We start from the raw sequence: 23202 nt of genomic DNA on the forward strand, positions 1-23202 counted from the left end.
TTGGGGCCTCCGACGGCTGGACGGCATCGGTCCAACCGACGCTACAGGAGGATATCGACGGCGACGGACAGCCGCTGGACGGCCCAACCAGGCCTACAGCCGCTGGACGGCCCCAATCGCGGCCGACAGCGACGGCGCCTCGAAGATTTCGCGGCCGACGTAGGCGTTCGTCCCGGCACAGTAGATTGCTCGAGCGATGTCGATCACGTCTTCGTCGAGTGGCTGGGGCTCCCGATCGCAGAGGGACTTCCAGTCGGCGACGTCTTCGGCCCTGGCGCGTTCTTTCGCGTCGGTGACGGCGTCGACCCAGTCCGGCTGGGTTCGCTTGTGGTGCTGGCGGATGACCTCCTTCGAGAGTTGCACCCCCTCGTAGCTGAAGCGGTTCTCGTCGAACGTGCCGACGACGTCCGCGACGCGAATCTCGCCCCGGTAGTAGAGACACTCGATCTTGCCGTCCTGGTGGACGAGTCCGGCCGTCTCGGCCTGCTCGGTGATGGCGTGATTGACCTCGCGGGCGACCGCTTCGAGGGCCTCGATGTCCGCTTTCCCGGCGATGGCGTCGGCCTCCTCCCGGGAGAGGTAGCGGTCGCCCTCCTCGTACTTCGTGGAGAACTCGATGATCGGTGTCTCGAGGTCGACCGCACCCTCGGGCCAGGCGTCGAATTCGAGGCCGTGGTCTTCGGGATCGGTTCGTCGGCGAAGGCTCGAGCCGATCGGGACCTCGTTTCGGAAGACGATCTCGAGGGGGATCAGGTAGTTCTCGCCGGCCGCGGCGTGGTAGGCGTCGTAGTCGTAGGTGCGCCCCTCGTGAGGCAGATCGGGGACCTGGGTGAGGTCGATCGCCATCTCGAACGGCGGGCGAGTGGCCTCTTCGAGTGGGACCACCGACCCATCCTCGACGACGCCCTGGTAGTGAGTCGGGACGCCGGCGTCCTGGAGCAGTTCGAAGTTGTATGCGCCCATCGTACAGAGGCTCGCACCCTTGTCGGGGATCTGGTCGGGCATCTTTCCCCAGTCGAACACCGAATAATCGTCCGTGAAGACGAACGCGCCCGAGCCCAGTTCGTCGGCGGTCGCTTCCTCGTCGATGCGAAACTCCTTGACGCTCGTCACGCGAGCCACCCCCGAACCGTGGACCGGTTCGTCGGGCTGGATTTCCGGGTGCTCGTCGGTGCCGTCGTCGCGAACGTGGATGTGGATCCGGAGGGAGCCACTGGGCCGCCGTGCATACTCGAGATGCCAGTACGGGCGCCTAAAAGGTTTCAGTATCGATTCGAGTTCCGTCGTCTCGGCTATCTTCGACCCCGCTCCCCCGACTCCGCTTACTTCCCGTCGACCGACTTCCCGTCGAGGGCGTCACGTTCGCGCGCACTCGAATCGCGCTCGCCCGGGTCGCCGTACCCGCCACCGCCGGGCGTTTCGACGGTGACGGTGGTGCTGGCCTCGACGTCGACCGTCGTCTTCGCGGGGACGGCCGCCCCGTCGATCCGGTTCTCGCCCGTGGCGCCGTCCTCGCCGCCGCTCGTGCCCCGGGGGGCGAACCGCCGTCGCTCCGTGAGCAGGGAGACCGTCGCGTCAGCCTCGACGGTGATCGAGCGCTCGAGGCCGAGGCCGCCGCGATAGCGCCCATCGCCGCCGCTTCCTTCCCGGAGCGCGTAGCGCTCGACGCGCATCGGGTAGGCCGCCTCGAGGGCTTCGATCGGCGTGTTCAGCGTGTTGGTCATCCCGACCTGGACGCCGTCGACGCCGTCGCGGTCGGGTCGGGCGCCGAACCCACCGCCGATGGTCTCGTAGTAGGTGAAGCCTTCGGCGCCCCTGCTTCCGATAATCAGGTTGTTCATCGTGCCCTGGCTCTGGGCGGGCACGCGCCCGGGGATGGCTTCGGCGAACGCCGAGAGCACCACGTCCGTCACCCGCTGACTCGTTTCGACGTTGCCGCCGACGACGGCCGCCGGCCGGTTCGGGTTCAGAACGGATCCAGCTGGCGCACGCACGGTTACCGGCTGGTAACAGCCGTCGTTCGGCGGAATGTCCGGGTCCGTCACGGCTCTGAGGACGAAGTACACCGCGCTCCTGGCGACCGCCAGCGGCGCGTTCATGTTGCCGGCCACCTGGTCGGCCGTCCCCGCGAAGTCGACGTCCACCGTCGTCCCATCGATCGTGACCGCCACCTCGAGTGGAATCGTCGACTCCTCGACGCCGTCTCCCTCGAGCCAGTCGCGTCCCCGATAGGTACCATCGGGAATCGTCTCGAGTTCGGCCTCGATCCGCTCTCGAGAGTACTCGATGACGCCGTCGAAGGCCGCCTCGAGGGTCGCCCGGCCGCGTTCGGCGACGAGTTCGCGAACCCGGTCGCGGGCCCGGTCGGTCGCAGCGAGCTGGGCCCGGAGGTCCGCCCGGCGTTCGGCGGGGTTGCGGACGTTCGCCAGCACGAGCGACAGTACGTTCGAATCGATCTCGCCGTCGACGACGAGCCGCGTCGGCGGCAATCGCAGCCCCTCCTGGTAGATCTCGGTCGCCCCCGCGGGCATGCTCCCCGGGGTCATCCCGCCGACGTCGCCGTGGTGGGCTCGCGTGACTCCGTAGCCAACAATATCGCCGCCGACGTCGATCGGTGCGACGATCGTCACGTCAGGGAGGTGGGTTCCGCCGGTAAACGGATCGTTCAGGACGTACGCCTCGCCTGGTTTAGGGTCACGTTCACGAACCGCCTGCACCGCCTCCGGCATCGCCCCGAGGTGGACCGGGATGTGCTCGGCCTGGGCGACCATCCGACCCTCGGCGTCGAATAGCGCCGTCGAGCAGTCCCGCCGCTCCTTGATGTTCGGGGAGTAGGCCCCGTGGATCAACACGTGCCCCATCTCCTCGGCGATGCCTTCGAGCCGATTTCTGAGCACCTCGAGGGTGACGGCGTCGAGGGTCACGGGCGCTCACCTCCGTTGGTCCCGGTTTTCTGGCCGCGCTCGTTCATCCGTCCGGATTTCTGGCCGGGGGCGTTCGTCCGCCCCCGCTCGAGGACGAGTTCCCCGTTCTCACCCACTGAACCGGACCACCCTGGCGGGACGACCGTCGTGCTCTCCTCGCCCTCGAGGATCGACGGCCCTTCGATCGTCGTTCCAGGAGCGACGGCGTCTCTGGCCAGAACCGCCGCCTCACGACGCTCCCCATCGAAGAAGACGGGTCGCGATCCGAGTACGTTCTCGTCCTCCCCCTCGCCTCGTCCTTCGTACCGTATCGACGGCGCTTCGCGGGCCGCGCGGACCGTCACCCCGAGCGCGACCAGTTCGATCGGTTCGTCCATCCGGTAGCCGTAGGCGCGTTCGTGGGCCGCGTCGAAGCGCTCGCGGATGGTCACGAGGTCGACCGGATCGTCGATGCGCACCTCGAGTTCGAAGCTCTGGCCGGCGTACCGGAGGTCGGCGCGTCGCTCGACGACGGGGTCGTCGCCGGAGCCGACGTCCTCGAGCGCGCCGGCCGTCAGCTCGGCGTAGGTCTCTTCCAGGACCTCGCGGTCGGCCGCCTCGAGCGGCGTCCGGTGGGTTCGCACCCGGTCGTGTTTCTCGTCGGCGTCGAGCAGGCCGTACGCCGAGAGCACCCCGCCGGCGAGGGGGATCACGACGCGATCCATCCCGAGCCGGTCGGCCACGGCGGCGGCGTGCATCGGTCCGGCACCGCCGAAGGCCACGAGTCCGAACTCGCGGGGGTCGTGGCCGCGCTCGACGGTCACCGATCGGATGGCGCGAGTCATCGTTGCGTTCGCGACGCGATAGACCCCGGCGGCGGCCTCGCGGGCGGACTCAAGGCCCGCCTCCTTTGCCAGTTCCTCGAGCGCGTTCTGGGCGGCGTCGACGTCGAGGGAGACTTCGCCGCCGAGGGTTGCGTCCGGGCCGAGATACCCGAGGACGACGGCGGCGTCGGTGACGGTCGGCTCGGTCCCCCCGCGACCGTAACACGCGGGGCCGGGGTCGGCGCCCGCCGACTCGGGGCCCACCCGAAGGGCGCCACCGGCGTCGACCCACGCGATCGAGCCGCCGCCGGAGCCGACGGTCGTCACGTCGACCATCGGCGTCGCGATGGGGTGACCGGCGATCGTAGTGGAGTTCGTTCGGGCGACCTCGCCGTCGCGGACGAGACTCACGTCGCTCGAGGTGCCGCCCATGTCGAAGGTGACGAGTCCCTCGAGGTCCGCGTCCGTGATCGCGGCCTCGGCGGTCGCGGCCGCCCCGACGACGCCCGCCGGCGGCCCCGAGAGCACCGTCGTCACCGCCCGTTCGCGGACTGCGTCGAGGTCCGCGATGCCGCCGTTGGACTGCATCACCCGCGGTTCCGGGAGACCGACGGCTCGAGCCCGTTCGACGAGCCGTCCGAGGTAGGCGTCGATCGCCGGACGGACGTAGGCGTTCGCGACCGTCGTCGAGGTCCGCTCGTACTCCCGGAAGGCAGGGAGCACCTCGTGGGAGGCCGACACGGGCAGCTCGAGTCGCTCCCGTAGTCGGTCCGCGACGGCGGCCTCGTTCGCGGGATCCGCGTACGCGTGGAGGAACGAAACTGCCACGCTCTCAACTTCGCTCCCGTCCTCGTTCTCGGCCGCCCCGGCGAGGCGGTCGACCAGGTCGTCCACGTCCTCGGGGTCGACCGGATCGACGACGCCCTCGGTCGTCGCTCGTTCCGCGAGTTCGAACCGACGGCGGCGAGGGACGAGCGGGTCGACCCGCTCGACCGAGAGGTCGTACAGCGACGGGCGGTTCTGGCGACCGATCTCGAGGACATCGCGAAAGCCTTCCGTCGTGACCAGTGCGGTCGTCGCGCCGTCGCCCTCGAGGAGCGCGTTCACCGAGACCGTCATCGCGTGGGTGAACGTCTCGATGGATTCGGGCGGGAAAGCCGCCTTCTCACAGACTTTTTCGATTCCCCCGAGGACGCCCTCGCTCTGGTCAGCCGTCGAGGGGACCTTCGCGGTCGTCAGGCCGTCCTCGGTCGCCAGGACGACGTCGGTGAACGTGCCGCCGACGTCGACGCCGACGTGCGTCGTCGCGCCCATCACCGCGCCCCCGTCGTCTCGGCTGGTCTCGCGAAGGGCTCGTTCGGATTCACATCCGGTCTATACGTGACGGTCCCAAAAAGTGTTGGCAGCCCCCTCGACCCACGTCGACGGTGGCAGCCGAAGTGAAAGACAGTGGACAGCGGAATCGGCCACTTTCACCACGTTTTTCCTGCTCTGCGTCCATCGTACCGACGATGGAACCCCCCGTCACCGACGCCGACCTCGCCTTCGAGCACGTTCCCGAGACCGATCAGTCGTTCGAGAACGCCCTCGAGAAGGCCCGGAACGGGACGCGGCTCACGGTCGACGACGCCGTCGAGTTGCTGACGACGGGGACCGACCGCGAGGAGATCGACCGCCGGCGCAAGGAGCGGGTGCTCGAGGCGGCCGACCACCGCCGCCAGGACGTCGTCGGCGACGAGGTCACGTTCGTCGCCAACCTCAACAATAACGTCACGACCGCGTGCAACGTCGGCTGCCTCTTCTGCAACTTCAAGGACGCCGCCCACACGTTCGAGCGCGACTACGACGGCCTCGAGACGGCTGGCTTCACGAAGACGCCCGCCGAATCGCGCGAGATCGTGGCCGACGCCGTCGAGCGAGGGATCTACGAGGTGACCTCGGTCTCGGGCCTCCACCCTGGGTTCGCCCTCGACGACGAACACCTCGAGATCCTCGAGGCCCACTCCGATCCGAAGGCAGTCAACTACAAACCGCCCGAGACCTACGAGACGGACCCCGGCACCTACGCCGACCAGCTCGAGGCGATGAGCGTCGACGGCGTTCACGTCCACTCGATGACCCCCGAGGAGGGATACCACGCCCGGCGGGGAACCGACTGGTCTTACGAGGAGGTGTACGGCCGACTGCAGGACGCCGGATTGGATACGGTCCCAGGAACGGCCGCCGAAATCCTCGTCGACGAGGTTCGCGACGTCATCTGCCCCGGGAAGATCCGAACCGGCGACTGGCTCGAGGCCATGGAGGCCGCCGCGAACGTCGGTCTCGGCCTGACCGCGACGATCATGTACGGTCACGTAGAGAACGAGGCCCACCGCGCGATGCACCTGAAGGAAGTTCGCGACCTCCAGGAGCGCGTCGACGGCGCTATCACCGAGTTCGTGCCCCTCTCGTTCGTCCACCAGAACACGCCGCTGTACGAACACGGCGTCGTCTCGGGCGGGGCCAGCCGCGACGAGGACGAACTCATGATCGCCGTCTCGCGTCTCTTTCTCGACAACATCGACCACGTCCAGTCCTCGTGGGTCAAGTACGGCAACGAGGGCGGCCTGAAGATGCTCGCCTGCGGCGCCGACGACTTCATGGGCACGATCCTCTCCGAGGAGATCACGACCCGCGCCGGGGGCGAGCACGGTGAGTTCCGATCTTTCGAGGACTACGTCGACCTCATCACCTCGATCGGTCGCGAACCAGTCGAGCGCTCGACGGACTACCGGGAGCGGCGCGTGATCGACCCCGACGACCCGCCGTTCGGGCCACGACTGGGGCCGAAGGCCGACGGGACGCCGCTGCTCGAGGACGAACGGGCCACAACCGGCGTGGAATCGATCCCGGAGTAGGCCACAGCGACCGGGCCACGGGTGAAATCGATCGTACAGGATTTCTGACTCGAGACTCACAGGTTTGCTATTCAACGATGAGGTCGAGACACGTGGCCAGCATTCAAACTATAAAACCTATAGTAAGTGAGCGGGTACGACGCTCGAGCGGCAGTCTCCCGCGAGCGGACACCCGGGCCCGTACACGAGTCCAACGGTCGGGACATCGAACGCCGGGAGGTCTATCACGGAAGCGCCTGAAGTGGCACGTATGAACCACCTCGCACCCGCCACCGGCGCCGAGAACCGCTGGCACCTGCCGAACCACGCCCACGTCGTCGTCTACGAGCGGGGCTCCGACGAACGCGGGTTGCTCACGATCTACGACTGCGGGGCAGCCCAGAAACCGCCCTCGGCCCAGTTGCTCGGAACGCTCGAGGCCGTAGACGCACGCGCCAAACTCGAGGACACGCCGACGGGCCGAGTCGTCAGCCTACGCGAGCCGGGCGTGCTCGAGGCCCTCGACGGCGACAGGTATCGCATTCGGCGACGATAAGAGACGATCTGGGGCGACCTCGAGTCGGCAGCGAGGGCAGCCAGAAATTACGAATAACGAATAACGAATCTGAATCACGAACAACGAATAACGAATCTGAATCACGAACAACGAATAACGAATCTGAATCACGAACAACGAATAACGAACCCGAATCACGAACAACGAATAACGAACCCGAATCACGAACCGCACGTTTCTTATCACCCCTGCACTACCACCCGAACGAATGGAACAGTCAGTCCTGCTCACGGGGGCTGGAGGCCGCGTCGGGACCGCGATCCTCGACGACCTCGCCGACGACTACGACTGGCGGCTGCTCGACCGCGAGCCGCTGACCGGCGAGTACGCCGAGACCCACGACTCCGTCGTCGCCGACATCGTCGACGAGACGGCCGTCCGCGAGGCCATGGAGGGCGTCGACGTCGTCATCCACCTCGCGGGCGATCCGCGTCCGGAAGCCCCGTGGGACAGCGTCTTGCGAAACAACATCGACGGCACCCAGACGGTCCTCGAGGCCGCCGTCGACACCGACGTCGAGAAGGTCGTCTTCGCCTCCTCGAACCACGCCGTCGGCGCCTTCGAGACCGACGAGCGGACCCCTGATCTCTACCGCGTCCACGACGAGTTCCGCCTCGACGGGACGGAACTCCCCCGCCCTGGCAACCTCTATGGCGTCTCGAAAGCCGCTGGGGAGACCCTCGGCCGGTACTACCACGACGAGTACGGGCTCTCGGTGTGTTGCGTCCGAATCGGGAACCTCACGAAGGACCACCCGCCCGTCGATTACGAGCGCGGGCAGGCGATGTGGCTCTCCTACCGGGACTGTGCTCACCTCTTCGACCGGGCGATCGAGGCCGATTACGGCTACGAGATCGTCTACGGCATCTCCGACAACGACCGCAAGTACTACTCGCTCGAGCGCGCTCGCGAGGTGCTCGGGTACGAGCCGCGAGACAACTCGGCGGCTCACGAGTGAGGCGGCGGTTGCGAGACGTCAGCTTCTGTAGCGCTCACGTTCACCTTCTGCAGCACTTACATCCGCAGGAACTGGGCGTGCCGCGTCCCCTCGAGCTCGAGGACGTGCTCGGCCTCGACGAACCCGGAGTCGATCGCCACCGACACGGTTTCTTCGCCGACCAGGTTGGCGACACTCGCGCGCGAGAGACTGTCGACGACCGCCTCCTCATCGACCGCGTCGGCCCCCTCGCCGTAGAAGTCCTCGGTGACGGTCAGCGAGGCGCGACCGTCCGGGGCCTCGAAGGACTCGCCGAGGACGTTCCGATCGCAGACTGAGACGAGCAGACCTTTGGGTGTCTGGCGCTCGACGAGTAACATCGGGCCATCGTCGGTATCCTCGTCAACCCCAGCGCCGACATCCGCGTTCACTTCGTCGACGTCCTCGTCAGTCGAAGCGTCAATATTCGCGTTCACTTCGCTGACGTTCTCGCTGGCCCCAACCTCGGCGTCTCCGCTCGAGTCGGCGCTCCCCTCGAGCGCGTCCTCGCCCGATTCGAAGTCATCGTCCGCGTCGGCGTTCGTCGACGTCACGATCACTCACGCATCTGCTCGCGCTCTTCGACCAGTTGCTGTTCGGCCTGCTCGCGCAGTTCGTTCGCCTCTTCGGCGAGCGCCTCGGCCTGCTCGTCCTCGCCTAGCTCCTCGAGAATCCGGGCTTTCTCCTCGAGAACCGGCGCGTTGCGGAGTCCCAGCCTGATCGCGTTGTCGATGGAGTGGAGCGCGTCCTCGGTGAGCCCCCGGTCGGCCAGGAAGAACGCCCGGTTGTACCAGCCCTCGGCGAATCGGTCGTCGACCTCGACGGCCCGCTCAGCGTGGTCGAGGGCTTCGGCCGTCTCGCCGAACTCCCAGAGCGCGTAGGCGAGGTTGGTGTGGGCGGTCGCGGTGTGCTCGGGTGAGGCCCGGTCGTACTCCCCGGCGTCCTCTTCGGCCTCGCGAGCGATCCGGAGGGCCTCACGGTGGGCGCCGATGGCCTCGTCGTACTCCTCGAGTTCGGCGTGGGCGACCCCCTTGTTGACCCAGGCCTCCTGTTCCGTGGCGGGGTCGTCGGTGAACTGCGCGGCGCGCTCGAAGGCCTCGGTGGCCTGCTCGTAGCGGTTGATCTGCGTGTAGCTGAGGCCGACGTCGATCAGTTCCTGGGCGTCGACGTCCTCGCTCCCGATCTGGCGCTCGTCGAGCATGTCGGCGAGCGCCCGCGAGTCGATGGGGTCGACCCTCGAGGGGTCGACGTCGAGTTCGGGCGGATCGAGGTCGAACTCCTCGTAGGACTCGTCGAAGCCGGCTCCCTCCGAGAAGCGGTGCCTGCGGTCTGAATCCTCCTGACGGTCGGTCATGTCCTCGAGTTGGCTAGCTGGCGGGTTAAGGCCTGCGTTCGGGTGACAACCGATCAGTAGGTCGTCTCGAGCGGGGGCGAGGAATTCTCATGTATTAAGTACAGGCCCGCAATATTCGCGGGTATGCAAACGCTCCTGCTGGACAGCGAGGACGTCGACGAGAACGCGATGATGGCGGACGTCATCGGCGCGGTCGAGGACGCCTTCGCCGCCTACGAGCGCGGGGACGCACAGATGCCGGCAAAGTCCTACATCGACCTCCCCCAGTACAACGGGGACTTCCGGTCGATGCCCGCCTACCTCGATGCTGGGGACTGGGACGCCGCCGGGCTGAAGTGGGTCAACGTCCACCCCGATAACCCCGCCGACCACGACCTGCCGACCGTGATGGGGACGATGATCTACTCCGACCCCGAGACCGCGTTTCCGCTCGCCGTAATGGACGGCACCGAACTCACGATGAAACGCACCGGCGCGGCGGCCGCCGTCGCGACGGACTACCTGGCCGTTGAGGACGCCACGAGCCTCGGTATCGTCGGCGCCGGCGTCCAGTCGTACACCCAGCTCGACGCAATTGCCCAGATTCGCCCCATCGAGGAGGTCGTCGTCAGCGACCTGGACGACGAGCGCGTCCGGCGATTTATCGACACCTACGGCGACGACTTCGACGTGCGCGAGGGATCGATCAGCGAGGCCGGCCACTGCGACGTGCTCTCGACGGTGACGCCCGTCGAGACGCCCATCGTCGGCCCCGACGACGTCGGCGAGCACACCCATATCAACGCGATGGGGGCTGACGCCGAGGGCAAGCACGAACTGGCCGACGACCTCCTCCGGGGCGCCCGGATCGTCATCGACGACCACAAGCAGTGCACCCACTCCGGCGAGATCAACGTCCCCTACAACGAGGGCGTCCTCACCGACGACGACATCTACGGCGAGATCGGCCAGATCGTCGTCGGCGAGAAGACGGGCCGCGACGCCGACACCGGCGTCACCGTCTTCGACTCGACCGGCCTCGCGATCCAGGACGTCGCGGCTGCTCACGTCGTCTACGAACAGGCCGCGAGCAACGAGAACGGCTCGCCGTTCGACCTCGTCGGCGTCCAGAAGTAGGCTCGAATCGTTCCTGGAGATTTCCTCGAACAATAGAGTCGGAGAACGTCACTGTGAATGAATCCGATCGACCACTACGTCGCCGTCTTCGGTGATTCTGATGACCCACTGCTCATCGGCCGTTTCCACGTACCTTTTATCGAGCGATTCGACGTACTCATCACTCGTTTCGGAATCGACGGTTCCTCGAATCGTGTATTCGCCAGGTGACTGTATCACGTCCTGCAAAACGTGTCGGGCAGGTCGATCTGAGGAGGCGGCGATCGAAATATTCTCAGCGTAGGTCACGCTCGAGTTCTCGATAACCTGGACGGTCACGTCGTGCTCGCGATCGTGTCGGTTCTCGACCAACAGGTCCGGCGGTTTTTCTTCAACCAGACAATACGTCGGTGTTGGATCTCCCTTCGTGTCGTCGGTATAGCAAACTTCGTCCGACAGATCGGACCCGCCGTTCGTCGGAGAAACACCGGCAAGACATCCCAAAAAAGCAACTATGGTCACGACAAATAGAAGTGCAGGCCGACCCATGGAATTGGTTATGTCGCCGTCATTAAATAACTTAGTACGGTAGCAGGGCTATTTTCTCGAATAGGTTAAAACGGGTCTACTCGAGCAGTTCCGCGAACCCGAAGTTCGGCTTCACGTCCTCGACGCGAACCCGGACCGTCTCTCCCTCTTCGACGTCGGCGACGAACAGGCGGTAGCCCTCCACCGAGGCGATACCGTCGCCCTCCGACCCCGTGTCGATTATCTCGACCTCGAGTTCCTCGCCCACCTCGATCGGGGCGGTCAGGCGTCCCTTGGCGAGGAGGTAGATTTCGGAGGAGGATTGCCGCGAAGCGTCGGGACTGGTCGCTCTGACGTACTGGAACTCGTCCTCGATGTCCGCCCGGAGGGCGTCCACGTCCGCCCCCTCGAACACCTTCACCGCGAAGTCACCACCCGTGTCGAGCAACTCGAGGGCCGTCTCGAAGGCCATTCGGGCGAGGTGAAGCGAGCGCGCCTGGTCTAGCGAGTACTCCCCGGACATGTTCGGCGCCATGTCCGAGACGACGCAGTCGACGGGGCCGTCCGCGGCGTCGAGGACCCGCTTCAGGGTCTTCTCCTGGGTCATGTCCCCTCGGAGCGTCTCCGTGCGGTCGGCGAGTTCGGGATCCTCGAGATCCTTGATTCGCTGGAGGTCGACGCCGATCACCCGCCCGCGGGGGCCGACCTTCTCGGCGGCCACCTGGAGCCAGCCACCGGGGGCCGCGCCGAGGTCGACGACCGTGTCGCCGCCCTCGATCAGCGACTCGAGGTCGTCGAGTTGCTTGAGCTTGTATGCCGCTCTCGAGCGATACCCCTGCTGTTTTGCGCGATTGTAGTAGTCGTCTTTCCCTCGTCCCATCAATCCCCACCTCGAGTCTCGACTCCTCTGTTCGCCGCGCGTCCGAACGCCGGACGGTGGGCGCGATAGTTGGTCATGTCCTGGCAGACGCGCTCGAGGCGGTAAGGCTTGACGCAATCGATTCCACCTCGAGCAGCATGAAGGGCGCGAGTCCGACTCCCCTGGAACGCCTACCCGAGGCAATAGACGCCAGGACAGGGATTTGAACCACGGTCGGACGTGCTCGCTCGCTTCGCTTGCTGTGCGCGACCTCCCTGATTCAAATCCCTTCGTTTGTGTTTCTCGCGTCACGATCGCTCGCGTCGCTACGCGCCGCTCGCGGGGGTTGTGACGCGAGAAACGCCAGGACAGGGATTTGAACCCTGAATCCCGAAAGGGAACACGCTTTCCAGGCGTGCGCCTTACCGTTCGGCCATCCTGGCTCACTCGAGCATAGCCGGGTGGGTCGTTTAACTGTTACGTAAGGAGACGACGGGCGTCACTTCCGTTTCCCGTCCACGCCGTCGTCACCGGCCCGTCCCGTCGCCCACCGTGCCACGCGAGGCTCGAGTCGGTACGCCGCCGTCGCAGTCCCGATGCCGACCACTAGTGCGACCAGTCCCGCTCGAGTCAGTGACACCAGCGGCTCGACGGCGAGGGCGTACCCCTGGACGAGCACGAGGAACGTCATCGCGCCGACGGCACCCCAGAGGACGGCGGATTTCAGGCGGGCGTCCACGTTTACGGCTCCGACCACGACTCCACTACTCGAGGCTGGCGATTGCTTCAATCTCGATCCCGACGCCCTTCGGCAGGTTCGCGACCTCGAAGGCGCTCCGGGCCGGCGGCTCGTCGTCGAAGTAGCTCGCGTAGACCTCGTTCATCGCCTCGAACTCCTCGATGTCGTCGAGGAGGACGGTCATCTTGAGCACGTCGCTCATGCTTGCGCCCGCTTCCTCGAGGACGGCCTCGACGTTGTCGAGGGCCTGCTCGGTCTGGACGTCGATCGGCTCGTCGTCGAGCAGGTCGCCATCGGGCGTGAGCGGAATCTGGCCCGCAGTGAAGACGATCGAGTCGTCGGTCGTTCCCTGGCTGTAGGCGCCGACGGCCGCTGGCGCGTCGTCCGTGCTGATGATGCGCTTCATGTGCGAGGCAACTCGACAGGGTGACTTAAAAACCGGCGAAACGTCCGGGCGGGGTTCGCGAACGAGGCCGACAGTATAAGCCGCCCGCGACCCGATGGCTCACCGATGGGACCCTCGAGGTGGCGTCATGGCGGTGCTTGCTCACGCTCGCGATCACGGTCACGGCCGCGCTGGTTCCTCGCCGCCGTCGTGCTCTTTACGCTCGCCTTCGCTCTCGTCGTCTGCTGGCGCGTCGTTCGAGTGCGTTTCGTCGCCGACCGGCCGTTCTCGCCGCAGTTCGGTGGCCGCTACATCGGCCCCGACTGGGCAGCCCGGAACGGACTCGAGGCCGACCCGGTCGCAGGCGAACTCGAGGATTTCGACGTCTACGAGCGTCCAGGAACCGACCTCGAGTCCGGCCGAGTCGTTGCGTTCGATCCTGACGACGTCCACACCGATGTCCGTCGATTCTACGAACGGACGAGCGACTACGACCTCGCCTACGAAACGCGCTGGCACCGCGGCTTCCGCCTCGGCGCGTGGCTCGCCTCGTTCGCGACCGCTCGCCTGGAGCAGCTCAACCTCCCCGGACGGAGCGACGGGCGGACGCGTCGCCTCGAGAGTCGACTGGCACGGGTTCCGACGTCGGCGGACCCGCGCGATGCCCGCGTCTGGACGCGAACCGATCCCGACTCCGGCGAGGCGGTGTTCGTCGCGATCTACGCGACCCACGAGCGAGCGGGCGTCACGTACGCGAACGTCGCCGTTCCCCTGCCGGGGAGTAACCTCTCGACGGTGCTCCGGCCGGAGCAGTGTTCGCTCGAGTCCGGCGAGGACGGGGTGACTTTCACCACCCGGGGCCCGGGTGACGGCGGCCTCTTTCTGGTGACGCCGCTTGGAGCGGTTCGCCTGCCGATGGAGCAGCGGTTTCGCGTCTGGCCGGTCGCGGGCGGCGGCCACGACCGACTGCACGCCAGCCACGAGATGTGGCTCTTCGGTCGACAGTTTCTGACGATAGAATACGTGATCGAGGCGCGAGAGCGCGACTCGCGGTAGCGCCTCGAGGCGCTACTCGTCGATCTCGAGTTCGAACTGCTCGTTCTCGGAGACGGCGTTGAGGACGACGCTCGTGTTCGACTCCTTGATGTCGGGATCGGTGAGGAGGGCCTTGATCTGGTCGTTCATCCCGTCGGTGTCGGTGAACTTGCCGACGGCGATGACGTCGTAGTCGCCGGTGACCTCGTAGACGGAGATCATCTGCTTGTGCTCCTTGAGCGTCTCGGTGATGTCGGGGAGGGCGTTCCCCTCGACTTTCAGTTGGATGACGGCCGTAACGTCGTAGTCGAGGGCATCGTAGTCGATCTTCGGGGTGTAGCCGTGAATAACGCCGTCGTCCTCGAGGGCAGAGAGGTGGTTCGAGATGGTGGTCACGGAGACGTCGAGGTCCTCGGCGAGGCTCCGGAGGCTCGCCCGGCCGTCGCCCAGAAGTGCATTCACTAACTTTGCGTCGAGATTTTCGTACGTCATCACGTCTACCAACTCACTCCCACCATTAGAACTTTACGAATATCCACTTTCGATCGAGAGACGGGAGATTTGCTCACAACAGCAGGATTTTAGTAGTGGACATCGTTGAGGAGGACGATGAGAAGATGACAAGCGGAAACATCACCCCGACCGAACAGGCGGTGCTGGACGAAATCGAGGAGAAAGGCGTCGATTTCCTCCGGCTCCAGTTCACCGACATCCTCGGCGTCGTCAAAAACGTCGCCGTCCCGGCCCGCCAGGCCGAGAAGGCGTTCACCGAGGGAATCTACTTCGACGGCTCCTCGATCGAAGGCTTCGTGCGGATCCAGGAGTCGGACATGCGCCTCGTGCCCGACCCGGACACGTTCGCCATCCTCCCGTGGAGACAGAGCGGCGAGAGCGCCTCGGCCCGGATGATCTGTGACGTCTACAACACCTCTACCGGCGAGCCCTTCGAGGGCGACCCGCGCTATATTCTGAAGCAGGCGATCGACCGCGCCCAGGACCTCGGCTACTCGATCAACGCCGCGCCCGAACCCGAGTTCTTCCTGTTCGAGGAGGACGAGGAGGGTGGCGCGACGACCGAGACCAACGATGCTGGCGGCTACTTCGACCTCGCGCCGAAGGACCTCGCGAGCGACGTCCGCCGGGACATCATCTACGGCCTCGAGAACATGGGCTTCGAGGTCGAGGCGAGCCACCACGAGGTCGCCGAGGGACAACACGAGATCAACTTCGAGTACGACGACGCGCTCACCACTGCCGACAACGTCGGCACCTTCCGGACGGTCGTGCGCGCCATCGCGGCCCAGCACGGCTACCACGCGACGTTCATGCCGAAGCCGATCCCGCGGATCAACGGCTCCGGGATGCACACGCACATCTCGCTGTTCACCGAGGACGGCGAGAATGCGTTCCACGACGGCGACGACGAGTTCAACCTCTCGAGTACGGCGAAGTCGTTCCTCGCGGGCGTCCTCGAGCACGCCCCGGCGATCACGGCCATTGCGAACCCGATCGTCAACAGCTACAAGCGACTGGTGCCCGGCTACGAGGCGCCCGTCTACGTGGCCTGGTCCGACCGCAACCGCTCGGCGCTCATCCGCAGGCCGGCCGCTCGCGTGCCGGCGGCCTCTCGTATCGAACTGCGCTCGCCCGACCCCTCGTGTAACCCCTACCTCGCGCTGGCGGTCATGATCCACGCGGGTCTCGATGGTATCGAGAAGGACCTCGAGGCGCCCGACCCAGTCCGGGAGAACATCTACGAGTTCGACGGGAAGAAACGCGAAGAGTACGGCATCGAGACGCTGCCGACGAACCTCGGCGAGGCGGTCGACGCCCTCGAGGACGACGAGGTCATCTACGACGCTCTCGGCGAGCACGTCGGCCCGAAGTTCGTCGAGGCGAAGCGCCAGGAGTTCCAGGAGTACCTGGTCGACGTCTCCGAGTGGGAACTCGATCGGTATCTCGAGACGTTCTAGCGCTTCACCGGATCACCGCCCACGTCGCTCGCTGGTTTCGTTCTTCTTCATGCTGTCGGTTGGTGCCGACAAGAGGAGCGCACGGTCGTCCATCGGTTCCTCCTCGAGCCGTCTTCGCTTAGGAGCGCCACTCCGAGACCCGATTACGGAGCCGTCCTGGAAGACCGAGCGCGGAGATGCCGGCGCCGAACAGCACCATCAGCACGTAGACGCCGAGCGTCGACGTCCAGACGACGAGCATCGCAAGGACGGCCCACGGCCCCTCGAGGAAGTAGAACGCGCCCAGGGTCATCGCGGTGCCGTACAGCAAGACGAGGTATGGCCCCCAGCCGTGGGCGTGCCCCCGGCGAACGCGGCGACGGACGTACCGCTTGAGGTCGGCCTCGAGGGACTGGCGCCTGACGGTTCGGTCCTCGACGGAAGTCTCGAAGGACTCGAGCCGATCCTCGAGCTGGCGGAGTTCCTCGCGGAGAGCGGCGGGATCGTCCGCTCGGTCGCGGGTTCTGGACCCCTCGCGCTGTCGTGAGCGTGATCGTGACTGCGGCTCGCTCGCCCCCCGTGCTGGCCCGTCTCGCTCGTCGGCTCCAGTGGCGTCCTCGGACATCGCTTCTGTGGATACCTGTCGTGGCCCGTGACTTTGTAGCTGCCGATCCACGTCAATTCCGGCGAGGACGGCATTGACCACGACGCCGAAGACGACGATTGCGGCGCCGACGTAGAGCCAGATGAGCACGAGCAAGACGGCGCCGAGGACGCCGTAGACGCTGTACCCGCCCACGAACGCGGTGTAGAGCGAGAACACCTGCCCGAGCGCGAACCAGCCGACCGTGGCGATGATCGCCCCCGGTGCGGCTTCCCGGAGGCTCACCGGGACGTCCGGGAAGACGACGTACATGGGGAAGAACGCCGCGAGGAGGCTGATCAGGACGAACACCGTCGTGAGGGCACCGACGGAGAACCCGGGAACGAACTCGACGGCGAACTCGAGGACGGTGACCGCGCTGAAGCCGAGCGTGGCGGCCAGCAGGACGATCATCGAGTCCCAGAGGGTGTTCAGTAGCGAGGACGATCGCACGGTGCCGTAAACGGCCGAGAACATCTGGTCGAGGCCGTGAAGGACGCGACTGGCGCCCCAGATGAGGCCGACGGCGCCGATGGCCGTCGCCCCCTGTCGACCCGTTTCGTCGAGGAGCGTCTCCGCGAGGATCTGCCGGGCGGTAGGCGTTAGTATGTCTTCTGAGACTGCGGCCACCCGGGTTGCCAGCGGCTCGCCGCCGATGGACGCTGCCACGCCGAGGGACAGCAGCGACAGCGGCACGAGGGAGAGGAAGGCGTAGAACGCGACGGCTGCCGACAGCAGCGTCAGTTGTTCGGCCCGTGCGAGCGAGAGGATGCGATAGGTGAGCTGAATCGTGCGGCGACGGTCGATCACGGGTGTGTCTTCTGCAGCGAGGGTAATAGCCCTGCGGACGAGTGGGCCGTAACCTACTGCCTTTCGAGCGGTCGATTCACCGTTGGTATCCACCAGACCTATCGTTCGAACTCCAAAAGGAAGCGACATGATCCAGCGTCGATGTCCCGACTGTGCCGTGACGATGGAGGAGACGACGGTCTGGACCGGAAGCGGCTACGGGCTCCGGATCGACGGCGGCAAGCACGACGGCGTGCTCGGCAAACTCGGTCTCGAGACGACGACGAAACTCGAGGCGGTGTGCTGTCCGGAGTGTGGGCTCGTTCGGCTGTACGCAGATGTGGATGCAGACGGAGACGCGAACGCGAACGGGGACGGAGACGGGGATGAGAATCTCGAGCCCTGACGACCACGCGCGGCTGCGAATCGGGAGGCCCGACGCTCACTCCAGGTTCGCCCTCGTCGCCTCGAGAATCTCGCCCACGTGAGCATCTGTCTTGAACGTCGTCCCGCCGTAGTGGGTCTTCGAGGTCGCGTACCCCACCGCCTCGAGGTCGGCCAGGAAGTCGGCCATCGCGTTGGCGGGCAATCCCCAGTTCTTGCAGAGCTTGTGCTGGTCGTAGTAGGTCGGTTCGTCGAGTTCGGCCTCGAGCGCCTCGAGGAGCGCTCGTCCCGTCTCGGCGGTCCCGAACTCGTCCGGGATTCGGTCGCGAACGTCGGCGACGAACTCGCGATCGCGAACGGGGCCGAGCCAGAGCGGGCCGGCCGCCAGCAGCCGGGCGCCGTCGCAGTTGGGGCACGTATCGAGCGGTAGGTCGGCCGAGGGCGCCAGCCCGAACGCGTACTCGCGGTACAGGCAGTCCTCACAGTGAACCAGAAAGCCCAGCTCCTCGAGGCTGGCGTCCGCGGCGGTCGGCTTTCGGTCGAGTTCGAGGAACGTGCGGACGTAGTGGCTGGTCGCGTGCGTGAGGAGTGGGGTGACGCCGACGTCGAACCGGGCGGCGCTCCGGGCGAGCCCCGAGAGCAGGGTCCGGACGCCCATTTCGGTGTGGTACTCGGTATTTCGCGGCACGGCGCCGTAGGAGCGAATCCCGCTCCTGAAGTGGGCGCCACACAGCGGCGCGGTGTCGGTCGCGGTGACGCAGACGAGGTGGCGACACCGGGCGAATGCCGCGTCGGAAAAGGGCATCGGCGTCCCGTAGGGGTCGAGGTCGATCACGTCGAACACGGCGTCGTGCATCAGGGCGTTGACGTTCCGATGGACGACCTCGGCGTCGACCCCGAGTTCGAAGCCGGCGCGCTCGAGGTTCTCGCTCGCGAGGGCCACGGCGTCCGGCTCGCGATCACAGCAGGTGACGTCCCAGCCGTCGACGGCCGCCCGGAGGCCGCGGACGCCGCTGGCGGTCATCGCGTCCAGGTAGCGTCGGGCCCGTGGCTGGCGTTCGCGAAACGCTCGCAGCGTCGCTATCGTCAGGTCCCGATTCAGCTCCTGGCGGGGGTTGTAGAACACCGACTCCTCGACGCCTTCGGTCTGTTCGCCGGGAACCTCGAACTCGACGCCACCCTCCGTCACGCGCATACCCGTTCTCGGCGGCGGGGGGCGAAAAGCGGTGTGATTTCCACGTTCCCGCCCGGACACCCAAACCGATATGACGGTCCGACAGAGAGTACCGGACGTGCCCGAGTCGAACGCCGATCCCGTCGAGCGCTGGCAGGCCGACCTCGAGGAGGCCGGCGAACTCTCCCCCTCGATCGTCGAGCGCATCTCCCGCCTGCACGGCGACCGCGGGGTGCGCGCCATCGAGGCCGTCGCGGAGGGGCGGGTCAAGGTCTACCGGGATTTCACCGTCGTCGTGGGCTACGAGGACGAGTACGTCGTTGAGGACGGCGGCTGTACCTGTAAGGACAGCGAGTTCAACCTCGATCCTGAGGACCCCACGGCGCTGTGCTGGCACGTCCTGGCCGTCTCGATCGGGCGTCGCGTCGGCCACGTCGACTACCACGACATGTGGTACTCGGACGTGCGTGAGTTTCTGTAGACACCGGGTGAGCGAAACGACCGATTCGAGGCGTAAACGTCGTTACTCGCCCTCATCGGGCCCCGTCACCGCAATCGTGTGCTCGATCAGCGACTCGTAGCCACGTCGCAACCGATTCGAGAGCGCCTGTGGCGTGATGTCCATCTCGCTCGCGACGTCCTCGAGCGTGACCTCTGGCGAGGAGAAGTACCCGCGTTTCCACGCCGTCAACAGCGCCTCGTGTTGCTTGGCCGTGACACCGAACTTCGCCCTAGACTGGGGGTTGGCCCGGTCGTACAGCCGCGTGAGCTCGAACGGGATCCCCCGGTCCTCGCAGTAGGCGCTGAACTGCGAGAGGGCGTCGCCGTCGGGAAACCGCATCCGAAGCTCCCAGCGGTCGTGCTGGGCCGAGGCCTCGAGAATCGTCGCGTCCGTCGACGTGTACGCGTAGACGATTGCATCGACGTCCCGGACCAGGTCGGCCCGGTACAGGGTCGCTTCCCGGAACCGATCGATTCGCGTGAGTCCCCGGACCGACGGGTCGTCCGCGGCGGCGGCCTCGAAGGCGCCAAGATCGACGCCGCTGACCCGGAAGTACGGCGTGATGAGTTCCTCAGTGGCGGCGACGCGCTCGATTTCGACGACGGCGCTCGACTCGGCCTCGAGCGTCTCGTGGAGGGCGAACGCCTCTGTTGGGACGGAAAACTCCGCGAATAGCGCCATCGTCGTCGGTCATGGGACGAGCGGCGCTAAAAACCCCTGGCCTCCCTGGGACGGCAATCGCGGGGACAGCCCCGTCGGGAATCGCAGGGACGGTCGTCGAGCCCGACTCAGGCGTCCAGTACCTGTCGAAGCACGTCGGGCGCGTCCTCGAGCGCCTCGTCGAGGGCGTCGACGTTCGGTCCGCCACCCTGGGCGAAGTCGGCCGGGCCGCCGCCGCCACCGCCGACTCGCGAGGCGAGTTCGCCGACGACCTCGCCGGCGTTGACGTCGGCGCCGTCGGGGACCGCGACGACGAACTGTGCGCCGCTCTCGCCGGAGCCGATGACGGCGATCTTGCCCTCGTCCGCGAGGGCGTTGGCCGTCGCCCGGAGTTCGTCCATGTCAGCGTCGATCCGCTGGACGACGGCGGTCGTCTCGCCGACCTCGACCTCCTCGCCGCCGCCACCACCGCTGGCGCGGGCGCTCGCGAGCTGTTCTTTCAGGGCTTCGATCTCCTTGCCGCGAGCCTTCCACTCCTCGAAGAAGCGCTCGGCAGTATCCGGGACGTTCTCGGGGGAGACGTCGAGGGCCTCGGCGGCCCCGTAGAGGGCGTCCTCGGTCCGCTGAGTGGACTTGACGGCCGCGTCGCCGGCGGCGAAGACGAGTCGCTCGACGCCGTCCTGGACGCGCTCGGTGGTCAGGATCTTGATCGCGCCGATGTCGCCCGTGCGGGCGACGTGGGTGCCGCCGCAGGCCTGGACGTCCTCGGCGACGTGGATGAGTCGGATGTTCGTTCCCGGCGGAATCCCGCCCTGGTAGAGGTCGAAGCCGTGTTCGGCCTCGGCCTCGTGCCGGTGGGGCCACTCCTGGTCGACGGAGACGTTGTCCATCACCATGCCGTTGGCGACGCGCTCGATGCGTTTGACGGCCTCCCGGGAGATCCGGTTGTAGTGACGGATGTCGACCCGCGAGGACTCGACGCCCTTCTGGGCGCCCGCCTGGCGGACGTGCTCGCCCAGCACCTGTCGGGCGGCGTGCATGACGATGTGGGTCGCCGTGTGGTGGCGCATCAACTGGCGCCGACGGGGGGCGTCGAGTTGCCCCTTGACGAACTCGCCCTTCCCCGGATCCTCGTCGGTCCGGTGGGTGACGACGCCGTCATCGATCTGGACGTCGAGCACGTCGACGGTCTTCTCCTCGCTCGAGAGCGTGCCCCGATCCGCGGGCTGGCCGCCACCCTCGGGGTAGAACATCGTCTGGTCGAGCACGACGTCGAAGCCCTCCTCGCGGTCGAACACGTCGAGGACGACCGCCTCGAACTGGGTTCGCTGCTGGTCGTCGTAGTACAGTTTCTCCGTCTCGGGGAGGTCGGCGAATCGCTCGTCGCCCTCCTCGGTGACTTCCTCGACCGTCGTCGTGTCGTGGCGGTCGGCGACGAGACTGTAGAAGTCGTCGGGCACGTCCACGTCGGCGCCGGCGTCGGCGGCAATCTCCTCGACCATGTCGGGCTGGATGCCGTGGCTGTCGTAGAGTTCGATCAGTTCCTCGAGGGGGATCGACTCGCCTTTCTTCGCGTACTCCGCAGCGAGGGCTTCGACCCGCCGGCCGCCGCGCTCGAGCGTCTCGCGGTACTTCTCGACCTCGGTGCGGACGATATCCCGGACGGTGTCGCGGTTCTCGTACCCCAGGCGTTCGGCCTGCATGTCGACGAGTTCGTCGAGGGGCGCATCGACGCCGACCGTATCGCACAGCCGCTTCGTTCGCCGGAGCACCATCCGCGCGAGGTAGCCCGTGCCGACGTTCGAGGGGACGATGCCGTCGCCGAACATGTACGCGAGGGTCCGGCAGTGGTCGGCGATGGCGTAGATTCGCTCGAGGGGCTCGACGAGGTCGCGGAGGTCGCCGACGTCGACGCCGAGTTCGTCGGCAATGTCACCGCGGGCGGCCTCGACGTCGTCGACGTCGTCGATGTCGAGCTGGCCCGAGAGCCGCGCCGCCCGGGCGACGAGGTCGGCTTCTTCGTCGGTGTACTCGAGGCCCGCGTTGTCCTTCAGGAAGTCGATCATCTCGGGGTAGATCGCTTCGTAGACCGTCGCCGTCCCCTGGCTCATCCAGGTCCAGCGCTCGAGGCCGTAGCCCGTGTCGACGATGTAGGTATCCATGAAGGAGTAGGTGTTCCCGTCCTTGAGTTCGTACTCGCCGTCGGGGTCCTGCTCCATGCACATGAAGACCAGCGTGGCCAGCTCGAGGCCCTTGTAGATGACCTCGATGGCGGGCCCGGCGTTGCCGCCGCCGACCCACGGGTCCTCGATGTAGGTGACGTCGGTGATGTCCGCGCCCAGGGAGTCGAGCAGTTCGTCACAGAGTTCGACGGTGCGGTCCTTCCAGTAGACCTCGCCCTCGTAGGCGTACTCCTCCTCGGCGTCCTCGCGGACGTTGAACGCGTGGTGGGCCATCATCTCGAAGGCCATCGTGTGCCGGCCCGTCTTGCCCACGTTGTCGATGTCCTGCATCCGGATGCAGGGCTGGCTGACGGTCAGCGGGTTCGCCGGCGGCGGCGTCTTCCCCGAGGTGACCAGCGGCTGGAAGTCGTAGATCGACGCCTGGGTCAACAGGACGTCGTCGCGCCAGCGATTGGCCGCTACCGGGTACGGATCGATGCGCTCGTGGTCGTGGTCCTCGAAGAACGAGAGGAACGCCTCGCGCATCTCCTCGAGGGTGTACTCCTCGGCGAACCCCGGTTCGTCGATGAAGTCGTATTGCTCACAGGGCGGTTCCCCGCAGGTCTGGCGATCGTGATCGCGCGTCCAGAAATGTGCCCCACAGGAGGGACACTCCTTTCGCTCGAACCCCTCCTCCTCGAAATACTCGAGTCGGTACTCCTCCTCCAGTTCACTCATTCGTACCTCATACTGGCCGTGCAGGCGGTAAAACAGTTGCGCAACGG

At 66.4% G+C, this 23202-nt stretch carries 22 protein-coding genes and 1 tRNA gene; 8 read left to right on the forward strand and 15 right to left on the reverse strand.

Annotation, left to right across the window (positions count from 1 at the left end):
- Positions 1 to 93: 93 nt before the first annotated feature.
- From AC6I65_RS01805 to AC6I65_RS01815, 3 genes are all read right to left on the reverse strand, one after another.
- Positions 94 to 1113, reverse strand: a complete 1020-nt coding sequence (locus AC6I65_RS01805; protein WP_497902396.1) for a phosphoribosylaminoimidazolesuccinocarboxamide synthase — start codon at positions 1111 to 1113, stop codon at positions 94 to 96.
- Between the two features lie 209 nt (positions 1114 to 1322).
- Positions 1323 to 2924 (reverse strand): hydantoinase B/oxoprolinase family protein, encoded by a 1602-nt coding sequence (locus AC6I65_RS01810; protein WP_497902397.1) that lies wholly within the window; start codon positions 2922 to 2924, stop codon positions 1323 to 1325.
- Positions 2921 to 5041 carry a hydantoinase/oxoprolinase family protein gene (locus AC6I65_RS01815; RefSeq protein ID WP_497902398.1) on the reverse strand — a complete coding sequence of 707 codons (2121 nt, stop codon included), beginning with the start codon at positions 5039 to 5041 and terminating at the stop codon, positions 2921 to 2923. Before AC6I65_RS01815 ends, AC6I65_RS01810 begins: the two co-directional genes overlap by 4 nt.
- Before the next feature lie 197 nt (positions 5042 to 5238).
- Between AC6I65_RS01815 and cofH the strand changes: the two genes are divergently transcribed.
- From cofH to azf, 3 genes are all read left to right on the forward strand, one after another.
- Positions 5239 to 6624, forward strand: coding sequence for a 7,8-didemethyl-8-hydroxy-5-deazariboflavin synthase subunit CofH (gene cofH / locus AC6I65_RS01820; RefSeq protein ID WP_497902399.1), 1386 nt, complete (start codon positions 5239 to 5241; stop codon positions 6622 to 6624).
- Between the two features lie 250 nt (positions 6625 to 6874).
- Positions 6875 to 7159, forward strand: coding sequence for a hypothetical protein (locus AC6I65_RS01825; protein WP_497902400.1), 285 nt, complete (start codon positions 6875 to 6877; stop codon positions 7157 to 7159).
- A gap of 229 nt (positions 7160 to 7388) precedes the next feature.
- Complete coding sequence (gene azf / locus AC6I65_RS01830; RefSeq protein ID WP_497902401.1) at positions 7389 to 8138, forward strand: NAD-dependent glucose-6-phosphate dehydrogenase Azf; 750 nt, start codon at positions 7389 to 7391, stop codon at positions 8136 to 8138.
- A 56-nt stretch (positions 8139 to 8194) separates the two neighbouring features.
- Here azf and AC6I65_RS01835 read toward each other — a convergent pair whose 3' ends face one another.
- Both AC6I65_RS01835 and AC6I65_RS01840 read right to left on the reverse strand, forming a co-directional pair.
- Positions 8195 to 8497 carry a DUF424 domain-containing protein gene (locus tag AC6I65_RS01835; protein WP_497903143.1) on the reverse strand — a complete coding sequence of 101 codons (303 nt, stop codon included), beginning with the start codon at positions 8495 to 8497 and terminating at the stop codon, positions 8195 to 8197.
- Between the two features lie 215 nt (positions 8498 to 8712).
- The gene (locus tag AC6I65_RS01840) at positions 8713 to 9510 is read right to left on the reverse strand and encodes a tetratricopeptide repeat protein (RefSeq protein ID WP_254159184.1); all 798 of its coding nucleotides are present in this window, start codon (positions 9508 to 9510) and stop codon (positions 8713 to 8715) included.
- 123 nt (positions 9511 to 9633) lie between these two features.
- Between AC6I65_RS01840 and AC6I65_RS01845 the strand changes: the two genes are divergently transcribed.
- Positions 9634 to 10626: an ornithine cyclodeaminase family protein gene (locus AC6I65_RS01845; protein WP_497902402.1), complete on the forward strand. Its 993-nt coding sequence runs from the start codon at positions 9634 to 9636 to the stop codon at positions 10624 to 10626.
- A 48-nt stretch (positions 10627 to 10674) separates the two neighbouring features.
- On the opposite strand, the gene AC6I65_RS01850 is transcribed toward AC6I65_RS01845, so the two are convergent.
- From AC6I65_RS01850 to AC6I65_RS01870, 5 genes are all read right to left on the reverse strand, one after another.
- A complete protein-coding gene (locus AC6I65_RS01850) occupies positions 10675 to 10977 on the reverse strand; it encodes a hypothetical protein (RefSeq protein ID WP_497902403.1) in 303 nt (100 codons plus the stop codon).
- Positions 10978 to 11230: 253 nt separating this feature from the next.
- Entirely contained in the window at positions 11231 to 12013 is a 783-nt protein-coding gene (locus AC6I65_RS01855) for an SAM-dependent methyltransferase (RefSeq protein WP_497902404.1), read from the reverse strand.
- A 340-nt stretch (positions 12014 to 12353) separates the two neighbouring features.
- Positions 12354 to 12435, reverse strand: a tRNA-Ser gene (locus tag AC6I65_RS01860).
- 56 nt (positions 12436 to 12491) lie between these two features.
- On the reverse strand, positions 12492 to 12731 hold the full coding sequence (locus AC6I65_RS01865) for a DUF7981 family protein (RefSeq protein WP_497903144.1): 240 nt from the start codon (positions 12729 to 12731) through the stop codon (positions 12492 to 12494).
- Between the two features lie 25 nt (positions 12732 to 12756).
- The gene (locus tag AC6I65_RS01870; RefSeq protein WP_497902405.1) at positions 12757 to 13137 is read right to left on the reverse strand and encodes a Rid family detoxifying hydrolase; all 381 of its coding nucleotides are present in this window, start codon (positions 13135 to 13137) and stop codon (positions 12757 to 12759) included.
- 189 nt (positions 13138 to 13326) lie between these two features.
- Between AC6I65_RS01870 and AC6I65_RS01875 the strand changes: the two genes are divergently transcribed.
- Positions 13327 to 14172: a hypothetical protein gene (locus AC6I65_RS01875; protein ID WP_497902406.1), complete on the forward strand. Its 846-nt coding sequence runs from the start codon at positions 13327 to 13329 to the stop codon at positions 14170 to 14172.
- Positions 14173 to 14184: 12 nt separating this feature from the next.
- Here the strand turns inward: AC6I65_RS01875 and lrp are convergent, their stop codons facing one another.
- Entirely contained in the window at positions 14185 to 14643 is a 459-nt protein-coding gene (lrp, locus tag AC6I65_RS01880) for an HTH-type transcriptional regulator Lrp (RefSeq protein ID WP_497902407.1), read from the reverse strand.
- Positions 14644 to 14768: 125 nt separating this feature from the next.
- Here lrp and glnA point away from each other — a divergent pair, with 125 nt between their 5' ends.
- Positions 14769 to 16124, forward strand: a complete 1356-nt coding sequence (glnA, locus tag AC6I65_RS01885) for a type I glutamate--ammonia ligase (RefSeq protein ID WP_497903145.1) — start codon at positions 14769 to 14771, stop codon at positions 16122 to 16124.
- Positions 16125 to 16242: 118 nt separating this feature from the next.
- Here glnA and AC6I65_RS01890 read toward each other — a convergent pair whose 3' ends face one another.
- The gene (locus tag AC6I65_RS01890) at positions 16243 to 17556 is read right to left on the reverse strand and encodes a YihY/virulence factor BrkB family protein (protein ID WP_497902408.1); all 1314 of its coding nucleotides are present in this window, start codon (positions 17554 to 17556) and stop codon (positions 16243 to 16245) included.
- 127 nt (positions 17557 to 17683) lie between these two features.
- Between AC6I65_RS01890 and AC6I65_RS01895 the strand changes: the two genes are divergently transcribed.
- Positions 17684 to 17941, forward strand: coding sequence for a hypothetical protein (locus tag AC6I65_RS01895; protein ID WP_497902409.1), 258 nt, complete (start codon positions 17684 to 17686; stop codon positions 17939 to 17941).
- A gap of 36 nt (positions 17942 to 17977) precedes the next feature.
- On the opposite strand, the gene AC6I65_RS01900 is transcribed toward AC6I65_RS01895, so the two are convergent.
- Positions 17978 to 19114: a tRNA (guanine(26)-N(2))-dimethyltransferase gene (locus AC6I65_RS01900; RefSeq protein ID WP_497902410.1), complete on the reverse strand. Its 1137-nt coding sequence runs from the start codon at positions 19112 to 19114 to the stop codon at positions 17978 to 17980.
- Positions 19115 to 19184: 70 nt separating this feature from the next.
- Between AC6I65_RS01900 and AC6I65_RS01905 the strand changes: the two genes are divergently transcribed.
- Positions 19185 to 19574, forward strand: a complete 390-nt coding sequence (locus tag AC6I65_RS01905) for a hypothetical protein (protein WP_425494450.1) — start codon at positions 19185 to 19187, stop codon at positions 19572 to 19574.
- 42 nt (positions 19575 to 19616) lie between these two features.
- On the opposite strand, the gene AC6I65_RS01910 is transcribed toward AC6I65_RS01905, so the two are convergent.
- Together AC6I65_RS01910 and alaS are read right to left on the reverse strand one after the other, a co-directional pair.
- Positions 19617 to 20276 (reverse strand): helix-turn-helix domain-containing protein, encoded by a 660-nt coding sequence (locus AC6I65_RS01910; RefSeq protein WP_497902411.1) that lies wholly within the window; start codon positions 20274 to 20276, stop codon positions 19617 to 19619.
- 107 nt (positions 20277 to 20383) lie between these two features.
- Positions 20384 to 23155 (reverse strand): alanine--tRNA ligase, encoded by a 2772-nt coding sequence (alaS, locus tag AC6I65_RS01915; protein ID WP_497902412.1) that lies wholly within the window; start codon positions 23153 to 23155, stop codon positions 20384 to 20386.
- Positions 23156 to 23202: the final 47 nt, after the last annotated feature.

It is taken from the genome of Natronosalvus sp. KLKA75 (assembly GCF_059736265.1).